Here is a 15,709-nt window from a genome sequence, read left to right as displayed (position 1 = left end):
ATTTCAAAGTCTTCAAATACTTGTATCGGGCAAAATGAAACATATTTCAAGCTCCTTACTTTCATGTTTCCTGCTTTTACTAATTCCCCTTTTTATGTTATAATTGAGATAATTGTAACGAATCAAGGTCAATACAGGCAGAAAATGAAATAGAAACAAACAGCTTCAAGCTGGTAATTTTTTGAATACAGCTGACCTGAAAACAGAAAGGAAACACATGATTTACAAAGTTTTTTATCAAGAAACAAAAGACCGTAGTCCACGTCGTGAAACAACACGCTCACTTTACTTAGACATTGATGCCAGCTCAGAACTTGAGGGACGTATCATAGCCCGTGAACTTGTTGAAAAAAACCGTCCAGAATTCAACGTTGAATATATCGAGCTCTTGTCAGACAAATTGCTAGACTACGAAAAAGAAACTGGCGCATTCGAAATTACGGAGTTCTAATATGGCCTATACTCTTAAACCAGAAGAAGTGGGCGTTTTTGCCATTGGTGGTCTAGGAGAAATCGGTAAAAATACATACGGAATCGAATACCAAGACGAAATCATCATCGTTGATGCAGGGATTAAATTCCCCGAGGATGACTTGCTTGGTATCGACTACGTTATCCCTGATTACTCTTACATTGTCGAAAATATCGACCGCGTCAAGGCTCTCTTGATTACACACGGACACGAGGACCATATTGGTGGGATTCCTTTCTTGCTCAAGCAAGCAAATATCCCTATCTATGCAGGTCCACTAGCCCTCGCTTTGATCCGTGGAAAACTCGAAGAGCATGGCCTTTTGCGCAATGCTACACTTCACGAAATCAACCACAACACTGAGTTGACCTTTAAAAATCTTAAAGCAACTTTCTTTAGAACAACTCACTCGATCCCAGAACCTTTGGGAATTGTTATCCACACACCTCAAGGAAAAATCGTTTGTACCGGTGACTTCAAGTTTGACTTTACACCAGTTGGTGAACCTGCAGACTTGCACCGTATGGCAACCCTAGGTGAAGACGGAGTACTTTGCTTACTCTCTGACTCGACAAATGCTGAAGTGCCAACCTTTACAAACTCTGAAAAGGTCGTTGGTCAGTCTATTATGAAGATTATCCAAGGTATCGAGGGACGTATCATCTTTGCATCCTTTGCCTCAAATATCTTCCGTCTCCAGCAAGCGACTGATGCCGCTGTCAAAACAGGGCGTAAGATTGCTGTCTTTGGACGCTCTATGGAAAAGGCTATTGTTAACGGAATCGAACTTGGCTACATCAAAGCGCCAAAGGGAACCTTCATCGAACCAAATGAAATCAAAGATTACCCTGCAGGTGAGGTTCTTATCCTCTGTACAGGTAGCCAGGGTGAACCTATGGCGGCTCTCTCTCGTATCGCTAACGGAACCCATCGTCAAGTGCAACTCCAACCTGGCGATACGGTTATCTTCTCATCTAGTCCAATCCCAGGAAACACCACTAGCGTTAACAAGCTGATTAACATCATTTCTGAAGCTGGTGTTGAAGTTATCCATGGTAAGATTAACAACATCCATACATCTGGACACGGTGGTCAGCAAGAGCAAAAACTCATGCTCCGCCTCATCAAACCAAAATACTTCATGCCTGTTCACGGTGAATATCGCATGCAAAAAGTCCATGCTGGACTTGCCGTAGATACTGGAGTTGAAAAAGACAATATCTTTATCATGAGCAATGGTGATGTCCTTGCCCTTACTGCAAACTCTGCTCGTATCGCTGGTCATTTCAATGCTCAAGATATCTACGTCGATGGAAATCGAATCGGTGAAATCGGAGCAGCAGTCCTAAAAGACCGTCGAGACCTATCCGAAGACGGTGTCGTACTTGCCGTCGCAACGGTAGACTTTGAGTCTCAGATGATTATTTCTGGACCAGATATCCTTAGTCGTGGTTTCGTCTACATGCGCGAATCTGGCGACTTGATCCGTCAAAGTCAACGCATCCTTTTCAATGCTATTCGTATCGCTTTGAAAAACAAGGATGCCAGCATCCAATCAGTCAATGGCGCTATCGTAAACGCTATTCGACCATTCCTTTACGAAAATACTGAGCGTGAACCAATCATCATTCCGATGATTCTCACACCAGATGAAGAAGAATAATACAAAACTCTCTGAAGCTTAAAGGCTTCAGAGAGTTTTTCTTATTTAACAACAAGATCGTAACGAGTTTTGCTGGTGAAAGTTTCACCTGCTTTGAGAATGACTTGATTTTTAAGGTCACTGTGAATAGCATCTGGCAAAGCCTGTGCTTCAAGAGCAATTCCATTGTGCTGCATCATTGGCTGACCCGCAATAATGACACTATCATCGACAAAGTTTGCGGTGTAAACTACAAAGCAAGGTGCTTCTGTCTTGAAGAGAAGGAAGCGACCTGAATTTTGGTCATAGAGGAAACCAGCATTGTCATGTCCTGCAGGCAGAGCAAATGGGTGGTCCAAACCAGATACGAGTTGGATTTGCTCATCTTCTTCTGCAAAGATATCTTTCAACAAGGCGCCATTGTAGATATGTTTGACCACATCACGATTAGCATCTGGAGCTTTAGCTGGGACACCGTCAGGAGCGATTGGATAAATACCTTCTGTATTCAGTTGGAAAACATGGCGGTCAACCGTCTGAGTGAAATCGCCAGACAAGTTAAAGTAGCTATGGTTGGTCGGATTGACCAAGGTATCCTGGTCCGTCGTCACCTTGTAGCTAACTTCGTAGGCCCCATTTTCTTCTAATTTGTAGCTAATCCAAATCTTAAGATTACCTGGGAAGCCTCCTGTACCGTCTGTTCTTTCTGTGTAAAGAGTCAAACCATGGTCGCTCACCTCGACTAGCTCAAACAAACTAGAATCCCAACCTGTTGAGCCACTGTGGTTACAGTTGCTTGCGTTATTGACTTCGAGTTCATAGGTTTTCCCGTTCAATTCGAATGTCGCACCTGCGATACGACCTGCAACTGGACCTACACTCGCTCCATGTTTAGGACTGTTACCTACATAGCTGTCAAAATCATCAAAGCCTAGGATAACATTGGCAAAATTACCAGCCTTATCAGGAGTTACATAGCGTAGAATCGTTGCACCATAGGTCATGATTTCTAGTTGGTAGCCTGCTTCTGTTTCAAAGCGATAAGCGACAACATCCTTGCCATCAACTTTCCCAAATACACGTTCTGTGTATGTTTTCATCCTTTTCTCCTTATTATTTGAATTCGTGAATAATAACACCTTGAACGACGCGGTTTACTGTACCTGTAGGTGATGGTGTATCAGGTCTGTTGCCAACCTTAAGCGAAGTCAAGAGAGCAAATAGTTGACCATAAACAATATAAGGGAATACACGGTAAACGTCATTCAAGACACTGCCACAGCCAAGTGCTACTTCCTTAACGTTTTCAAGACCAAAAGCTTGATCACTCAAGAGAACAACGCGACGAGCGATTTGGTCCCCTGCAACTTCACGAACCAAGTCTAAGTCATACTTACGAGTATAGTTCGTTGTAGTACCAAAAACTAAAACTACAGTATCTTCATTGATAAGAGATTTTGGACCGTGACGGAAGCCGACTGGACTTTCATACATTGTCGCAACCCGACCAGCAGTCAATTCCAAAATTTTCAGTTGTGCCTCATGAGCAAGTCCGAAGAATGGACCTGCACCTAAGTAAATCACTCGGTTAAAGTCTAGGTCAACCAACTCTTTCACATCTGCCACATTGTCAAGAACTTTACGAGCAAGACTAGAAAGCACTTCAAAACGTTCAGCTTTAACAGCAAATTCAGTTGGATCGAAGACCAAAAGTGCTGTCAACATCATTGAAGTAAAGCTTGATGTCATAGCAAATCCAGCATCGTTAGAAGCTGCCGGTTGCAAGAGCAAGAGGTTGCGATCATCACCGTGAGCTTGAAGTGCTAATTTCCCTTCAGCCGCACAAGTGATCGTTACTTGATAAAGATCGTCAACTAAAGCCTTAGCCAAGTCAACTGTTGCCACACTCTCAGGTGAGTTCCCGCTACGTGCAAATGATACCAAAACAGTTGCCACATCTTTTTTCAAATAGGTTTGTGGGGTGGCAACGATATCTGTTGTCGCAATAGCATTGAAATTCCATTTACGTTCGTCATAGACTTCCTTGAAGTATGGAACCAAGGTATCACCTACATAAGCTGAAGTTCCAGCACCAGTCAGGATAACCTTGATATAGTCATGTTTATCTGCAATTCCTTGCAAAAAGGCTGCAATTTCATCACGGCGTGCTTGGTATGATTCAAAAGCTTCCTTCCAAACATCTGGTTGTTGGTAAATTTCGCGTGTGGTGATCTCTGCTCCCAACTCAAGCAAATCTTCTTTTGTATAATCTAGCATTGAAAACCTCTAATCTAATATTGTTTCATGATTGAAAACATGGGAATGGGAGTCGCTCCCATTCCCATGTATATTTTCTATAAGATGATTTAACGTTTTAACGCAATCACATCTTATACTCAATGAAAATCAAAGAGCAAACTAGGAAGCTAGCCGAAGGCTGTACTCAAGTACGGCAAGGCGAAGCTGACGTGGTTTGAATTTGATTTTTGAAGAGTATTATTCATCTTCATCGTCGTCGAAGCTTGCCAATAAATCATTAACTTTCACAATGCTTTCTGAAGCACGACTCTTATAGTCCGCATCCATTCCAGTTAGACTTGCATTGATAAATTCAATGACCATCGGAAGGTTCATTCCTGCATAAAGTTCAATGTCGCGACCTTCCATAATCAAACGACTCACCACGTTACATGGAGTTCCGCCAAGAAGATCCGCAAAGACTAGGAAATCATCCAATCCTTCAACAGCAGCTTCAAATTTTGCAGTAAATTCTTCTGGTCCATCTTCTGGAAGAAGAGCAACCGCATGAATGTTGTCTTGTGGTCCCATAATCATCTCTGTGCTACCTTTAAGTTCTTCACAAAAACGACCGTGACTCACTAAAATCAATGATTTAGTCATAAACTATGCGCCCATTCCAAGTGCAAATTTACCAAGAGCAGAAAGAGCCAAGGCAAGCACGATAATGATACCGATAGCTTTTGTAGAGTTCATGCCTTTCTTACCAAGCAACCAGAAGATGAATGCAGTGAAGATTGCTGGAAGCAAACGTGGGAAGATTGAGTTCAAGATGTCTTGGAAGTCAATCATCTTTTCACCGATTGGCAATTTGTATGAAATTTCAAAGTTGATCATTGTTGCTACAAGAGCACCCATCATGAATACACCAAGTACAGATGCAGCTTCAATCAAAGCTGTCAAAGTACTTTGCATGTTGTTGATAAGGTTAACCCCTTCTTTGTATGCAAATTCCAACTGTTTCCAACGGAAGATGTCATACGCTACTGCAACTGCGATCCAAAGGAAGATACCCCAAGGTTGACCAGCGATAGCCATTGTTGCAGCGATAGATCCCATGATAGCAGGTACAAGTGAACCAAAGATTGTATCTCCAAGAGGAGCGAATGGTCCCATCAAACCTGTCTTGATACCGTTAACCGCGTCTTTTGAGGCAACGCCATCTTTTTCTTCCATGGCAAGGTCAAAACCAGCGATGATTGTGTGGAAGAATGGTGAAGTGTTGAAGAATTGAGTATGAACTTTCATCATTTCTTTCAACTCAGGAGTTCCATCTCCATACATTTTACGCAATTGTGGCAAGATCATGTAAAGGTAACCTGATGCTTGCATACGTTCGTAGTTCCATCCCAATTGGAAAGTGAACAAGCTACGTTTGTTAATTTGATTAAAATCTTCTTTTGTTAATTTGTAATTAGAATTCGTCATCTTCAATTTCCCCACTTTCTGATGGTGTAGAAGGTGCTGCTACAGCAACTTTTTGGCTGTTCTTGAAGTGAACAACTGCAAGGAAGATACCCACGATAGAGATACCGATCATAGACAATCCTTTGAAGTTGTTAACAAAGCCAATTTTTTCAGCAACTTCAGCAGGAAGAGTGCCAATGATTCCAGCAACTGCTCCACCAAGACTTGTTACGTTTGAGTAAAGTACAGTCAACATAGCTGTCAAACCGAATCCCATAGCAAGGTAGTGAAGGTTACGTTTAACTGGAAGGTAACGAAGCAAGATAGCGAATCCAAGACCTGGAAGCATACGACCTGCAAGAGTCAAACCGTCTGCAACCCATTGGTATTCTTTAACAAGGTTTACAACACCTTGTACGAATTCTCCACCGAAAGCAAGGGCGAAGAATACTGGAAGGGCACGAGATAGAGCCCAAGGAACTGCACCAAGAAGATAGTTACGTTCGATTCCTTTATAGTCAAAGCGTTCGATCGCAGCATCAATACGGTGAGCGAAGAATGTTGTAGTCATACGACCAAGTACGTCGAAGTAAGTCAAAAGTGCTGCTACTGGTACAGCGATTGTAGTGATCGCAAGGTCTGTTTCGATTCCTTGTGAAACTGAGAAAGCAGTCGCAAGAACCGCACCAGAAGTTGCGTCGATACGAGAAGCACCACCGAAGGTACCTACCCCAAGTACGAACAACTGCAAGCTACCACCGATAAACAAACCAGTTGTCAAATCTCCCATGACTAAACCAGTAATGAAACCAGCGAATACAGGCGAACCTGCAGAAGAAACGATCGTCAACTCATCACAGATTTGATAAGCTGAGTACAAAGTGAGAAGTAAAATTTGCCACCATTGTATCATAACAATGACCTCCTAAAAATTTTTTCCTATTTTAATAAGCTCAAAAAGTCTGAAACTGGATCATTTGGAACCATTTGAGCAGTAAGTTTAACACCTTTTTCCGCCAATTTGTGGAAATCTTCTACGTCTTTATCAACAACGTTAATAGAACGTGTGATAGCACGAGTTTCTGGTGTTTGAGACATGTTGCCGACATTGACAGTTTCAAGTGGCACACCTGCTTCTACCAAACCGAGGAAACGGTCAGGTTTGCGTGCTACAATCAAAAGACGTTGGCTATCATATTTACCAGCAAGGATATTCGCTGCTGCTTTATCAACTGGCAAAATACTAAGTTTTACACCTGGTGGTGTTGCAAGTTTCAAGCCGCTTTTTTCAACATCATTATTCACAACATCATTGTCAACGACCATGATACGTGAAACATCAAGTTTAGCAGACCATAGGTTTGCGACTTGTCCGTGAATTAAGCGCCCATCGATACGGCATCCTACAATTGTCATAAGTTTTCCCCCTTTATAAGTTTTAGTGTAGGTTTACAAGTTAAATGTATGTGTTCCTTATACTCCCCTTCTGTTTCAAAGATAATGATGCGGTTGGTACCTTCTTTGAGATAGCTATGTGGAATATAAAGAGATAAGGTTGGACCGACATTCCAGAAACGACCTAGATGATGTCCGTTGATATAAGCAATCCCTTTACCAAACTCAGATAAGTCTAAGTAGGTATCCTTTGGCTCCTTGACTTCAAAATCAAAGGCGTAAAAGGCGGGTTGCCCTTCTGTCCATCCCTTAGAGAAATCAATATTTTCTGGGTTATCAAGAGGAAGTGGATATTGCTTCCAGTTGAGCAAGAAATGCAAATCTTTACAAACACCTGTGCGAATTCCTTTTCGCTGCGTATCTGCTAAGAATTTGTGTCCATAGTTGACACGCCCCATATTTTCAATAAGGATGTCAAATCTAGAGAACGCTTTCTTTTCACCTTGATAAAAGATATCTTCACCGATTTCTGTTTGGTACTGTGTTGCCACCCATTTACCATCGATAAAGAGCTGAGCTCTATCTCGTCCGTCAATAATTCGAATGCGTTCTTCATCCGCATCCCAACTTGCTTCCGTACGATAGAGTAGGTAGCCGTAACCTTGTCCCAGCTCTTCCATTTTCTTAGGGTAGAGACTTTCAATCGGACTTGTCAGGCTATCCAAGGTTTCGAAAAGAGAAACTTTCTCGACCAGTGGAATGTTTTCAACTTCCATACTCTCTTTGTAAAGCGGTTCAGATTGCGGATACTCAGGATAGTAAGTCGCCATCATTTCTTTCACTGCAAAATATTTAGCAGTTGGGTTTCCAGCTTCATCAAGAAGAGCGTCATAATCATAAGATGTTACTTGTGGTAGATCAATGGTTCCTCGAGCTGAACAACCATTCATAAAACCAAAGTTCGTTCCACCGTGGAACATGTAAAGGTTAATAGAGCCTTGCTCTAAAACCTCGTGGACAGCTTCTGCTAATTCCTCAGGTTCACGCTTGATGATTGGTTCTTTCCATCGATTGAACCAGCCATCCCAGAATTCCATACACATGAGTGGCCATTTCTTGCCGTGCTCATCAAAGAATTCTTGCATCTGCGAGAAATTATAAGTAGCCTTGGAACCAAAGTTCCCTGTCACAAAGAGATCATCCTCAATTAAGGTTCCAGCCTTAAGAGTTGCTCGCCATGGTCCATCTGATGTGAAAAGCGGACAAGTAACTGCTCGTTCTTCCATCAAACGTCGAATTCCCCTCAAGTAGGTCTTGTCCTCGCCATAGGAACCATACTCATTTTCTACTTGCATCATGAGAATGTTCCCACCGTTTTCCAATAATCTCGGAACTAGACGCGGAAGCAACTGATTATAGTAGCGACCAACCATGTCAATGAAAGCCGGGTCAGATGACCGAATTCTCATCTCCTTGGTCAAGAGCCATGCGGGTAAACCACCGAATTCCCACTCTGCACAGATAAATGGAGAAGGACGTACAATTGCATATAAGCCCAAATCTTGTGCAGTTTGAAGAAATCTCTCTAAATCAAGATTAGCTTCAAAATTAAAGTGTCCTTCAACAGGTTCATGCATGTTCCAAGCGACGTAAGTCTCAACTGTATTGAAGCCTAATGCTTTGAGGTTGTACAATGAATGATGCCAATCTTCCGCAGGAACTCTAAAATAGTGAATGGCCCCAGACAAAATCTTGAATGGTTTCCCATCCAGATAGAAATCATCTTTAATTTCAAATCTTGCCATTCTTCCTCCCCTAAAAGCGAAAAGTTTGCGCTTTCATTTATTGTTATATCAACTATAAACCAATCGGGGAATAATGTCAATAGTTTTTGAAATTTTCTTTAAAATTTTTCTATTTTTTTACTGAATCTTTTCTAAAACTCCTCTCAAATCCCATAAAATCAACATTCTGAAAAACTAATCAAATTATAGAGGAAAATACGAATTATTTATATGTATTCTAATTTCTTATTCTGATAGTTTAATTTTTTTAAGTGCTTTTCAGCTATTTTTAAGAATTTATGTTAAAATGATAAGTGGAGAAGGAAAAAAATGAGGTGAAAATATGGCAATTCCAAAGTATCAATACATTAAAGATGAATTGAAAAATAAGATCATTTCTGGTCAATTTGCTAGTGGAGATAAGTTCTACACTGAAGCAGAATTGATTTCCATGTATGATGTTAGTTCAATCACAGTAGTTCGTGCCTTGAATGACCTTGCCAAAGACGGATATATCGTCCGCCAACAAGGTAAGGGAACTTTCGTAGCTCGTGCACGTAAGCATAAACTCGTTGAATTTTCTGATGTAGAAATCTTCGAAACCAAAGATGATAAAGTAACTGTTCTTTCTATAGAACGTGGAAACGATCTTAAATATTTAGAAAAACTCGGCCTACGTGGCGATCAATTCTATTATAAGATTGAACGTGTTCGTGAAACAAACGGTGTTACCTATATCTATCACAATTCATACATACCTGAACAATACATCAATGCCAACTATCCAAATCTTGAATACTATAGTTCTATCTATACTCGTTTCAAATTGGACTACCACATTCACATGAATGACGAGCATTTTGAAGAAATTAACGAAATTGTATTTCCGACTCCAGAACATGCCGCTTCTATTTTAGGAATCGACACTAAATTCCCAACTGTCTTCCAAACTAAGACAACTAAGCTTGAAGCAACCGGTCAAGTTTTGGAATACATCGAAACTTATAAACGTTCTGATTTCTACAAAATTAAATTCATCTCTTGTGACCGTGGTCACTAATTTATAAAAAACCTGAGGCAACTGTCTCAGGTTTTTTATATACCCATTATAGCATCAGCTCCCTTCCCTGAGAATAGCATTTCAAGCAATTCTATAATTAGTAACCTTTTTACTAAAAAATAGTCAAAATTAGAAAAATATATCTTAATTTATAAATTATTCTATTTTTTATAGTAATTTCCTCAAAAACTTGACTTTATTTTAGTTAGAACATACAATAGGATTAGTATGTGAAAACGCTATCAAAAATTCAAAAGGGAGGTTTTTTTAATGAAACCAGAAAATAAACAGCGCTTCTCTATTCGTAAATATGCAATCGGAGCAGCTTCTGTATTGATCGGCTTTGCCTTTCAGGCTCAAGCTGTTGCGGCCGACGGAGTTGTGCCTGCTACAACAGATAATCAGCCTGCTGTCCAAACTACTGGAGAAGTCACTCCACCAACGAGTGAAGAAAAACTCGAGACTGCTCCAACAACAGAAAACGCTACTCCAGCTGCTCCAGTAGCAACTACTGAAGCACCAAAAGTTGAACTTGCTCCTGCACCTGTCGTAGCAGAACCAGTCGCAGCAGAAGAAACTCCAGCTAAACCAGAAGTTACTGAAGAAGTTAAGCAGACAGAATCTGAAAAAGAAAAAGAAGAAAATAAAGAAGTTGCTAAAGTCGAAGCACCTGCAGTCGCTACAGAGCGAGCAGCTCAAGTAAATGAAAAACTGGCTAAAAAGAAAATCGTTTCAATCGATGCAGGGCGTAAATACTTCTCTCCTGAACAACTGAAAGAAATCGTCGATAAAGCCAAACACTATGGTTACACTGATCTTCATCTCCTAGTAGGAAACGATGGCTTGCGCTTCATGCTTGATGATATGTCTCTAACTGTAGGGGACAAAACATACGCAAGCGACGATGTTAAACGTGCTATTGAAAATGGAACAAATGCCTACTACAATGATCCAAACGGTAATCATTTAACCGAAAGTGAAATGACTAACTTGATTAGTTATGCTAAGGATAAAGGAATTGGACTTATCCCAACAGTCAATAGCCCAGGTCACATGGATGCTATCCTTAATGCCATGAAAGAACTTGGTATTGAAAAACCTAACTTCAACTACTTTGGTAAAGAATCTGCACGTACTGTTGACCTTGATAATGAAAAAGCAGTTGCCTTTACAAAAGCTTTGATTGATAAATACGCTGCTTACTTTGCTGGAAAGTCTGAAATCTTCAATATCGGGTTGGATGAGTATGCTAACGATGCTACTGATGCCAAAGGTTGGAGTGTGCTTCAAGCCTATAAATGGTATCCAGAAGATGGCTTCCCAGATAAGGGTTATGATAAATTTATCGCCTATGCTAATAACCTAGCTCATATCGTCAAATCTCATGGTCTGAAACCAATGGCCTTTAACGACGGTATATACTATAATAGTGATACTACTTTCGGTACCTTTGATAAAGACATTATCGTGTCTATGTGGACTGGTGGTTGGGGCGGTTACGATGTTGCCTCATCTAAACTTCTATCTGAAAAAGGACACCAAATCCTCAATACTAATGATGCTTGGTACTATGTTCTCGGACGTAATGCTGACGGGCAAGGTTGGTATAACCTGGACCAAGGTTTGAATGGTATTAAGAGCACACCGATTACTTCTGTTCCAAAAACTGAAGGTGCGGATATTCCTATTATCGGTGGTATGGTAGCTGCTTGGGCCGATACTCCATCTGCACGCTACTCTCCATCTCGCCTATTCAAGCTTATGCGTCAATTCGCAAACTCTAACGCTGAGTACTTCGCTGCCGACTACGAGTCTGCTGAACAAGCTCTTAAAGAAGTTCCAACAGACCTTAGTCGCTATACAGCCGAAAGCGTAACAGCTGTTAAAGAAGCTGAAAAAGCCATTCGTTCTCTTGATAGCAACCTTAGCCGTGCTGAACAAGATAGCATTGACCAAGCAATTGCAAAACTCCAAGAAGCCGTTAGCAACTTGACCTTCACTCCTGAAGCTCAAAAAGAAGAAGAAGCTAAACGTGAAGTTGAAAAAGTTGCTAAAGATAAAGTCATTTCTATCGATGCTGGCCGTAAATACTTTACTTTAGATCAACTCAAACGTATCGTAGATAAGGCTAGCGAACTTGGTTACTCTGACATTCATCTCCTCCTTGGAAATGACGGACTTCGCTTCCTTTTGGATGACATGACGATCACCGCAAACGGCAAGACCTATGCAAGCGACGATGTAAAAAATGCCATCATTGAAGGAACAAAAGCTTACTACGATGATCCAAATGGAACTACTCTGAGCCAAGCTGAAATTACTGAACTTATCCAGTATGCTAAAGATAAGGGTCTCGGGCTCATCCCTGCTATCAACAGCCCAGGTCACATGGATGCTATGCTTGTCGCTATGGAAAAATTAGGCATCGCAAACCCTCAAGCTAATTTTGATAAAGTTTCAAAAACAACCATGGACCTTGAAAACGAAGAAGCAATGAACTTTACAAAAGCCCTTATTGGCAAGTACATGGACTTCTTTGCAGGTAAGACTAAGATCTTTAACTATGGTACAGATGAGTATGCCAATGATGCTACCAATGCTCAAGGTTGGTACTACCTCAAGTGGTATGGCCTCTATGGTAAATTTGCTGAGTACTCAAATAGTCTAGCTGCTATGGCTAAAGAAAAAGGCTTACAGCCAATGGCCTTTAACGATGGCTTCTACTACGATGATAATGACGATGTTGAGTTTGATAAAGATGTCATCATCTCTTACTGGTCTAAAGGCTGGTGGGGTTACAACCTTGCATCTCCTCAATATCTAGCAAGTAAGGGTTACAAAATCCTTAACACTAACGGAGACTGGTACTATGTTCTAGGCAATCATAAAAATGACGAAGCCTACCCTCTATCAAAAGCAATTGAAAATACTGAAAAAGTACCATTCAAGCAACTAGCTTCAACCAAGTATCCGGAAGTCAATCTTCCAACAACTGGTAGTATGCTAGCCATCTGGGCAGACAAACCTCAAGCTGAGTACAAGGAAGAAGAAATCTTTGAACTGATGACTGCCTTTGCAGACCACAACAAAGACTACTTCCGTGCTGACTACAAGGCTCTACGTGAGGAACTTGCTAAAATCCCTGAAAACTTAGAAGGATATAGCACAGAAAGCCTCGATGCTCTCAAGGCTGCTAAAGATGCTCTGAACTACAATCTCAACCGTAATAAACAAGCTGAATTAGATACGCTTGTAGCCAACCTTAAAGCTGCAAGACTTGGCCTCAAACCAGCTGCAACTCACTCAGGAAGTCTTGACGAAAATGAAGTTGCTGCCAACGTTGAAAATCGACCAGAGCTTATCACAAAAACAGAAGAAATTCCTTTTGAGACTGTTAAGAAGGAAAATCCTAACCTTCCAGCAGGACAAGAAAAAGTTGTCACCGAAGGTGCCAAAGGCGAACGTACAATCTACGTCTCAGTTACTACTGAAAATGGTAAGGAAATCGAAACAGTTCTTGAAGAAAAAGTCACAAAAGAAGCTGTCAACCAAGTGGTTGAAGTTGGAACTCCAGTCACTCATGTCGGTGACGAAGAAGGAGTCGCTCCTGTTGCAGATGCCAAACCACGTGTTGTGATTGAGGACGAAGAAATTCCGTTTACAACTATTACTCGTGAAACTGATGTCTTACCTAAAGGAGAAACTCGTGTCGTAACTGAAGGCGTCAAGGGTCGTCGTAGTCATTTCTATTCTGTGTCTACTGCTGCTGACGGAAGCGAAGTTAAAACATTGGTTACAAGTGTTGTCGCTCAAGAACCAGTCGCTCAAGTGATTGAAGTTGGCAACCCTGTCACTCACCTTGGCGATGAACATGGTCAAACTGCTATCGCTGAAGAAAAACCAAAACTAGAGATTCCAAATGCGACAGCTCCTGTTACAGAAGAAAAACCAAAACTAGAGATTCCAAATGAACCAGCTCTAGCAACTGTTCCTGCTGAGGAAAACAAAGCCCTTCCTCAAGGCCCAGCTCCTGTAGCAAAAGAAAATAAACTTCCTGAAACAGGAAGCCAAGGTTCAGAATGGTTAATTGCTACTGGTCTTATGACTGCACTCACAGCTTACGGACTTAGCAAGAAAAAAGATTAATACTCTTCGAAAATCAAATTCAAACCACGTCAGCTTCACCTTGCCGTATATATGTTACTGACTTCGTCAGTTCCATCCACAACCTCAAAGCAGTGCTTTGAGCAACATGCGACTAGCTTCCTAGTTTGCTCTTTGATTTTCATTGAGTATAAGCACAAATAAAAAGCGAGACAAAAATCTCGCTTTTTATTGTTATCATTAATCACCCAAACCGATGCGTTCGAAGATTTCATCCACACGTTTGGTATAGTAAGTTGGGTTAAAGATTTCATCAATTTCTTCTTGAGTGAGACGTGAAGTCACTTCTGGATCTGCTTCAAGAAGTGGTTTGAAGTCGACTTGGTTATCCCATGATTGGGCTGTCTTAGGTTGAACAAGGTCGTAAGCTTGCTCACGCGTCATACCTTTTTCAATCAAGGTCAGCATCGCACGTTGACTGAAGATAAGACCAAACGTAGAGTTCATGTTACGGATCATGTTTTCTGGGAAGACCGTCAGGTTCTTGACGATGTTTCCGAAACGGTTAAGCATGTAGTCAATCAAAATAGTCGTATCTGGTGTGATGATACGCTCAGCTGATGAGTGCGAGATATCACGTTCGTGCCAGAGAGCGACGTTTTCATAAGCTGTTACCATGTGACCACGAATAACACGCGCAAGTCCTGTCATGTTTTCAGAACCGATTGGATTGCGCTTGTGAGGCATCGCTGAAGACCCTTTTTGACCTTTGGCAAAGAATTCTTCCACTTCACGTTGCTCAGACTTTTGCAGACCACGGATTTCCGTTGCCATGCGTTCAATAGAAGTCGCAATGCTCGCAAGAACTGCAAAGTACTCAGCGTGAAGGTCACGAGGAAGGACCTGTGTAGAGATTTCTTGAGCACGGATACCAAGCTTGTCGCAGACGTATTTTTCAACAAATGGTGGGATGTTGGCAAAGTTCCCAACCGCACCAGAAATCTTACCAGCTTCGACACCAGCAGCTGCATGCTCGAAACGCTCGATGTTGCGTTTCATTTCGCTGTACCAAGTCGCCAATTTAAGACCAAATGTTGTCGGCTCAGCGTGCACACCGTGCGTACGACCCATCATGATGGTGAACTTGTGCTCCTTAGCCTTATCAGCGATGATGTTAGTGAAGTTTTCAAGGTCACGACGGATGATATCGTTGGCCTGCTTGTAGAGGTAACCGTAGGCAGTGTCGACCACGTCAGTAGACGTCAAACCATAGTGAACCCACTTACGCTCTTCACCAAGCGTCTCAGAAACCGCACGCGTGAAGGCAACCACATCGTGACGAGTCTCTTGCTCGATTTCCAAAATACGGTCAATGTCAAAGTCCGCTTTTTCACGAATCAAAGCCACATCTTCCTTAGGGATTTCCCCCAACTCAGCCCATGCCTCGTCAGCCAAGATTTCCACCTCAAGCCAAGCACGGTATTTATTTTCTTCACTCCAAATATTCGCCATCTCAGGGCGAGAATAACGGTTGATCATTGTTTTAT

General features: G+C 41.5%; 12 protein-coding genes. 4 read left to right on the top strand and 8 right to left on the bottom strand.

The window, feature by feature from the left end:
- Nucleotides 1-217 precede the first annotated feature (217 nt).
- Both QM382_RS06050 and rnjA read left to right on the top strand, forming a co-directional pair.
- Entirely contained in the window at nt 218-451 is a 234-nt protein-coding gene (locus QM382_RS06050) for a DNA-dependent RNA polymerase subunit epsilon (protein ID WP_006149161.1), read from the top strand.
- A 1-nt stretch (nt 452) separates the two neighbouring features.
- Entirely contained in the window at nt 453-2,135 is a 1,683-nt protein-coding gene (gene rnjA / locus QM382_RS06045; RefSeq protein ID WP_414272770.1) for a ribonuclease J1, read from the top strand.
- A gap of 41 nt (nt 2,136-2,176) precedes the next feature.
- Here rnjA and QM382_RS06040 read toward each other — a convergent pair whose 3' ends face one another.
- From QM382_RS06040 to QM382_RS06010, 7 genes are all read right to left on the bottom strand, one after another.
- Entirely contained in the window at nt 2,177-3,214 is a 1,038-nt protein-coding gene (locus QM382_RS06040) for an aldose epimerase family protein (protein WP_414272769.1), read from the bottom strand.
- A 13-nt stretch (nt 3,215-3,227) separates the two neighbouring features.
- Nucleotides 3,228-4,391, bottom strand: coding sequence for an SIS domain-containing protein (locus tag QM382_RS06035; protein ID WP_070676974.1), 1,164 nt, complete (start codon nt 4,389-4,391; stop codon nt 3,228-3,230).
- Between the two features lie 219 nt (nt 4,392-4,610).
- Entirely contained in the window at nt 4,611-5,015 is a 405-nt protein-coding gene (locus tag QM382_RS06030) for a PTS sugar transporter subunit IIA (protein ID WP_000167445.1), read from the bottom strand.
- Nucleotides 5,016-5,018: 3 nt separating this feature from the next.
- Complete coding sequence (locus QM382_RS06025) at nt 5,019-5,840, bottom strand: PTS system mannose/fructose/sorbose family transporter subunit IID (protein WP_263394237.1); 822 nt, start codon at nt 5,838-5,840, stop codon at nt 5,019-5,021.
- Nucleotides 5,827-6,732 carry a PTS mannose/fructose/sorbose/N-acetylgalactosamine transporter subunit IIC gene (locus QM382_RS06020; RefSeq protein ID WP_016466413.1) on the bottom strand — a complete coding sequence of 302 codons (906 nt, stop codon included), beginning with the start codon at nt 6,730-6,732 and terminating at the stop codon, nt 5,827-5,829. The genes QM382_RS06025 and QM382_RS06020 overlap by 14 nt, the downstream gene beginning before the upstream one ends.
- Nucleotides 6,733-6,758: 26 nt before the next feature.
- Nucleotides 6,759-7,235 carry a PTS sugar transporter subunit IIB gene (locus QM382_RS06015; protein ID WP_414272768.1) on the bottom strand — a complete coding sequence of 159 codons (477 nt, stop codon included), beginning with the start codon at nt 7,233-7,235 and terminating at the stop codon, nt 6,759-6,761.
- On the bottom strand, nt 7,232-9,019 hold the full coding sequence (locus QM382_RS06010; protein ID WP_414272767.1) for a glycoside hydrolase family 35 protein: 1,788 nt from the start codon (nt 9,017-9,019) through the stop codon (nt 7,232-7,234). Before QM382_RS06010 ends, QM382_RS06015 begins: the two co-directional genes overlap by 4 nt.
- 322 nt (nt 9,020-9,341) lie before the next feature.
- Between QM382_RS06010 and QM382_RS06005 the strand changes: the two genes are divergently transcribed.
- Nucleotides 9,342-10,058, top strand: a complete 717-nt coding sequence (locus QM382_RS06005; protein WP_414272766.1) for a GntR family transcriptional regulator — start codon at nt 9,342-9,344, stop codon at nt 10,056-10,058.
- Between the two features lie 270 nt (nt 10,059-10,328).
- Nucleotides 10,329-14,204: an LPXTG-anchored beta-N-acetylhexosaminidase StrH gene (gene strH, locus QM382_RS06000; protein WP_414272765.1), complete on the top strand. Its 3,876-nt coding sequence runs from the start codon at nt 10,329-10,331 to the stop codon at nt 14,202-14,204.
- A gap of 198 nt (nt 14,205-14,402) precedes the next feature.
- On the opposite strand, the gene purB is transcribed toward strH, so the two are convergent.
- Entirely contained in the window at nt 14,403-15,701 is a 1,299-nt protein-coding gene (gene purB, locus QM382_RS05995; protein ID WP_223334707.1) for an adenylosuccinate lyase, read from the bottom strand.
- Between the last annotated feature and the right edge of the window lie 8 nt (nt 15,702-15,709).

Origin of the sequence: Streptococcus infantis, from assembly GCF_047465185.1 — a bacterium.
Taxonomy (GTDB): Bacteria; Bacillota; Bacilli; order Lactobacillales; family Streptococcaceae; genus Streptococcus; species Streptococcus infantis_O.
Note: the sequence above shows the minus strand (reverse complement) of the source record. Positions and strands in the feature narration are given on the sequence as shown.

Excerpts from the sequence above, each read along its gene's own strand:
- rnjA (WP_414272770.1), top strand. The coding sequence starts at position 453 with ATGGCCTATACTCTTAAACCAGAAGAAGTGGGCGTTTTTGCCATTGGT.
- QM382_RS06040 (WP_414272769.1), bottom strand. The coding sequence starts at position 3,214 with ATGAAAACATACACAGAACGTGTATTTGGGAAAGTTGATGGCAAGGAT.
- strH (WP_414272765.1), top strand. The coding sequence starts at position 10,329 with ATGAAACCAGAAAATAAACAGCGCTTCTCTATTCGTAAATATGCAATC.
- QM382_RS06025 (WP_263394237.1), bottom strand. The coding sequence starts at position 5,840 with ATGACGAATTCTAATTACAAATTAACAAAAGAAGATTTTAATCAAATT.
- QM382_RS06035 (WP_070676974.1), bottom strand. The coding sequence starts at position 4,391 with ATGCTAGATTATACAAAAGAAGATTTGCTTGAGTTGGGAGCAGAGATC.
- QM382_RS06010 (WP_414272767.1), bottom strand. The coding sequence starts at position 9,019 with ATGGCAAGATTTGAAATTAAAGATGATTTCTATCTGGATGGGAAACCA.
- QM382_RS06030 (WP_000167445.1), bottom strand. The coding sequence starts at position 5,015 with ATGACTAAATCATTGATTTTAGTGAGTCACGGTCGTTTTTGTGAAGAA.
- purB (WP_223334707.1), bottom strand. The coding sequence starts at position 15,701 with ATGATCAACCGTTATTCTCGCCCTGAGATGGCGAATATTTGGAGTGAA.
- QM382_RS06020 (WP_016466413.1), bottom strand. The coding sequence starts at position 6,732 with ATGATACAATGGTGGCAAATTTTACTTCTCACTTTGTACTCAGCTTAT.
- QM382_RS06015 (WP_414272768.1), bottom strand. The coding sequence starts at position 7,235 with ATGACAATTGTAGGATGCCGTATCGATGGGCGCTTAATTCACGGACAA.
- QM382_RS06005 (WP_414272766.1), top strand. The coding sequence starts at position 9,342 with ATGGCAATTCCAAAGTATCAATACATTAAAGATGAATTGAAAAATAAG.
- QM382_RS06050 (WP_006149161.1), top strand. The coding sequence starts at position 218 with ATGATTTACAAAGTTTTTTATCAAGAAACAAAAGACCGTAGTCCACGT.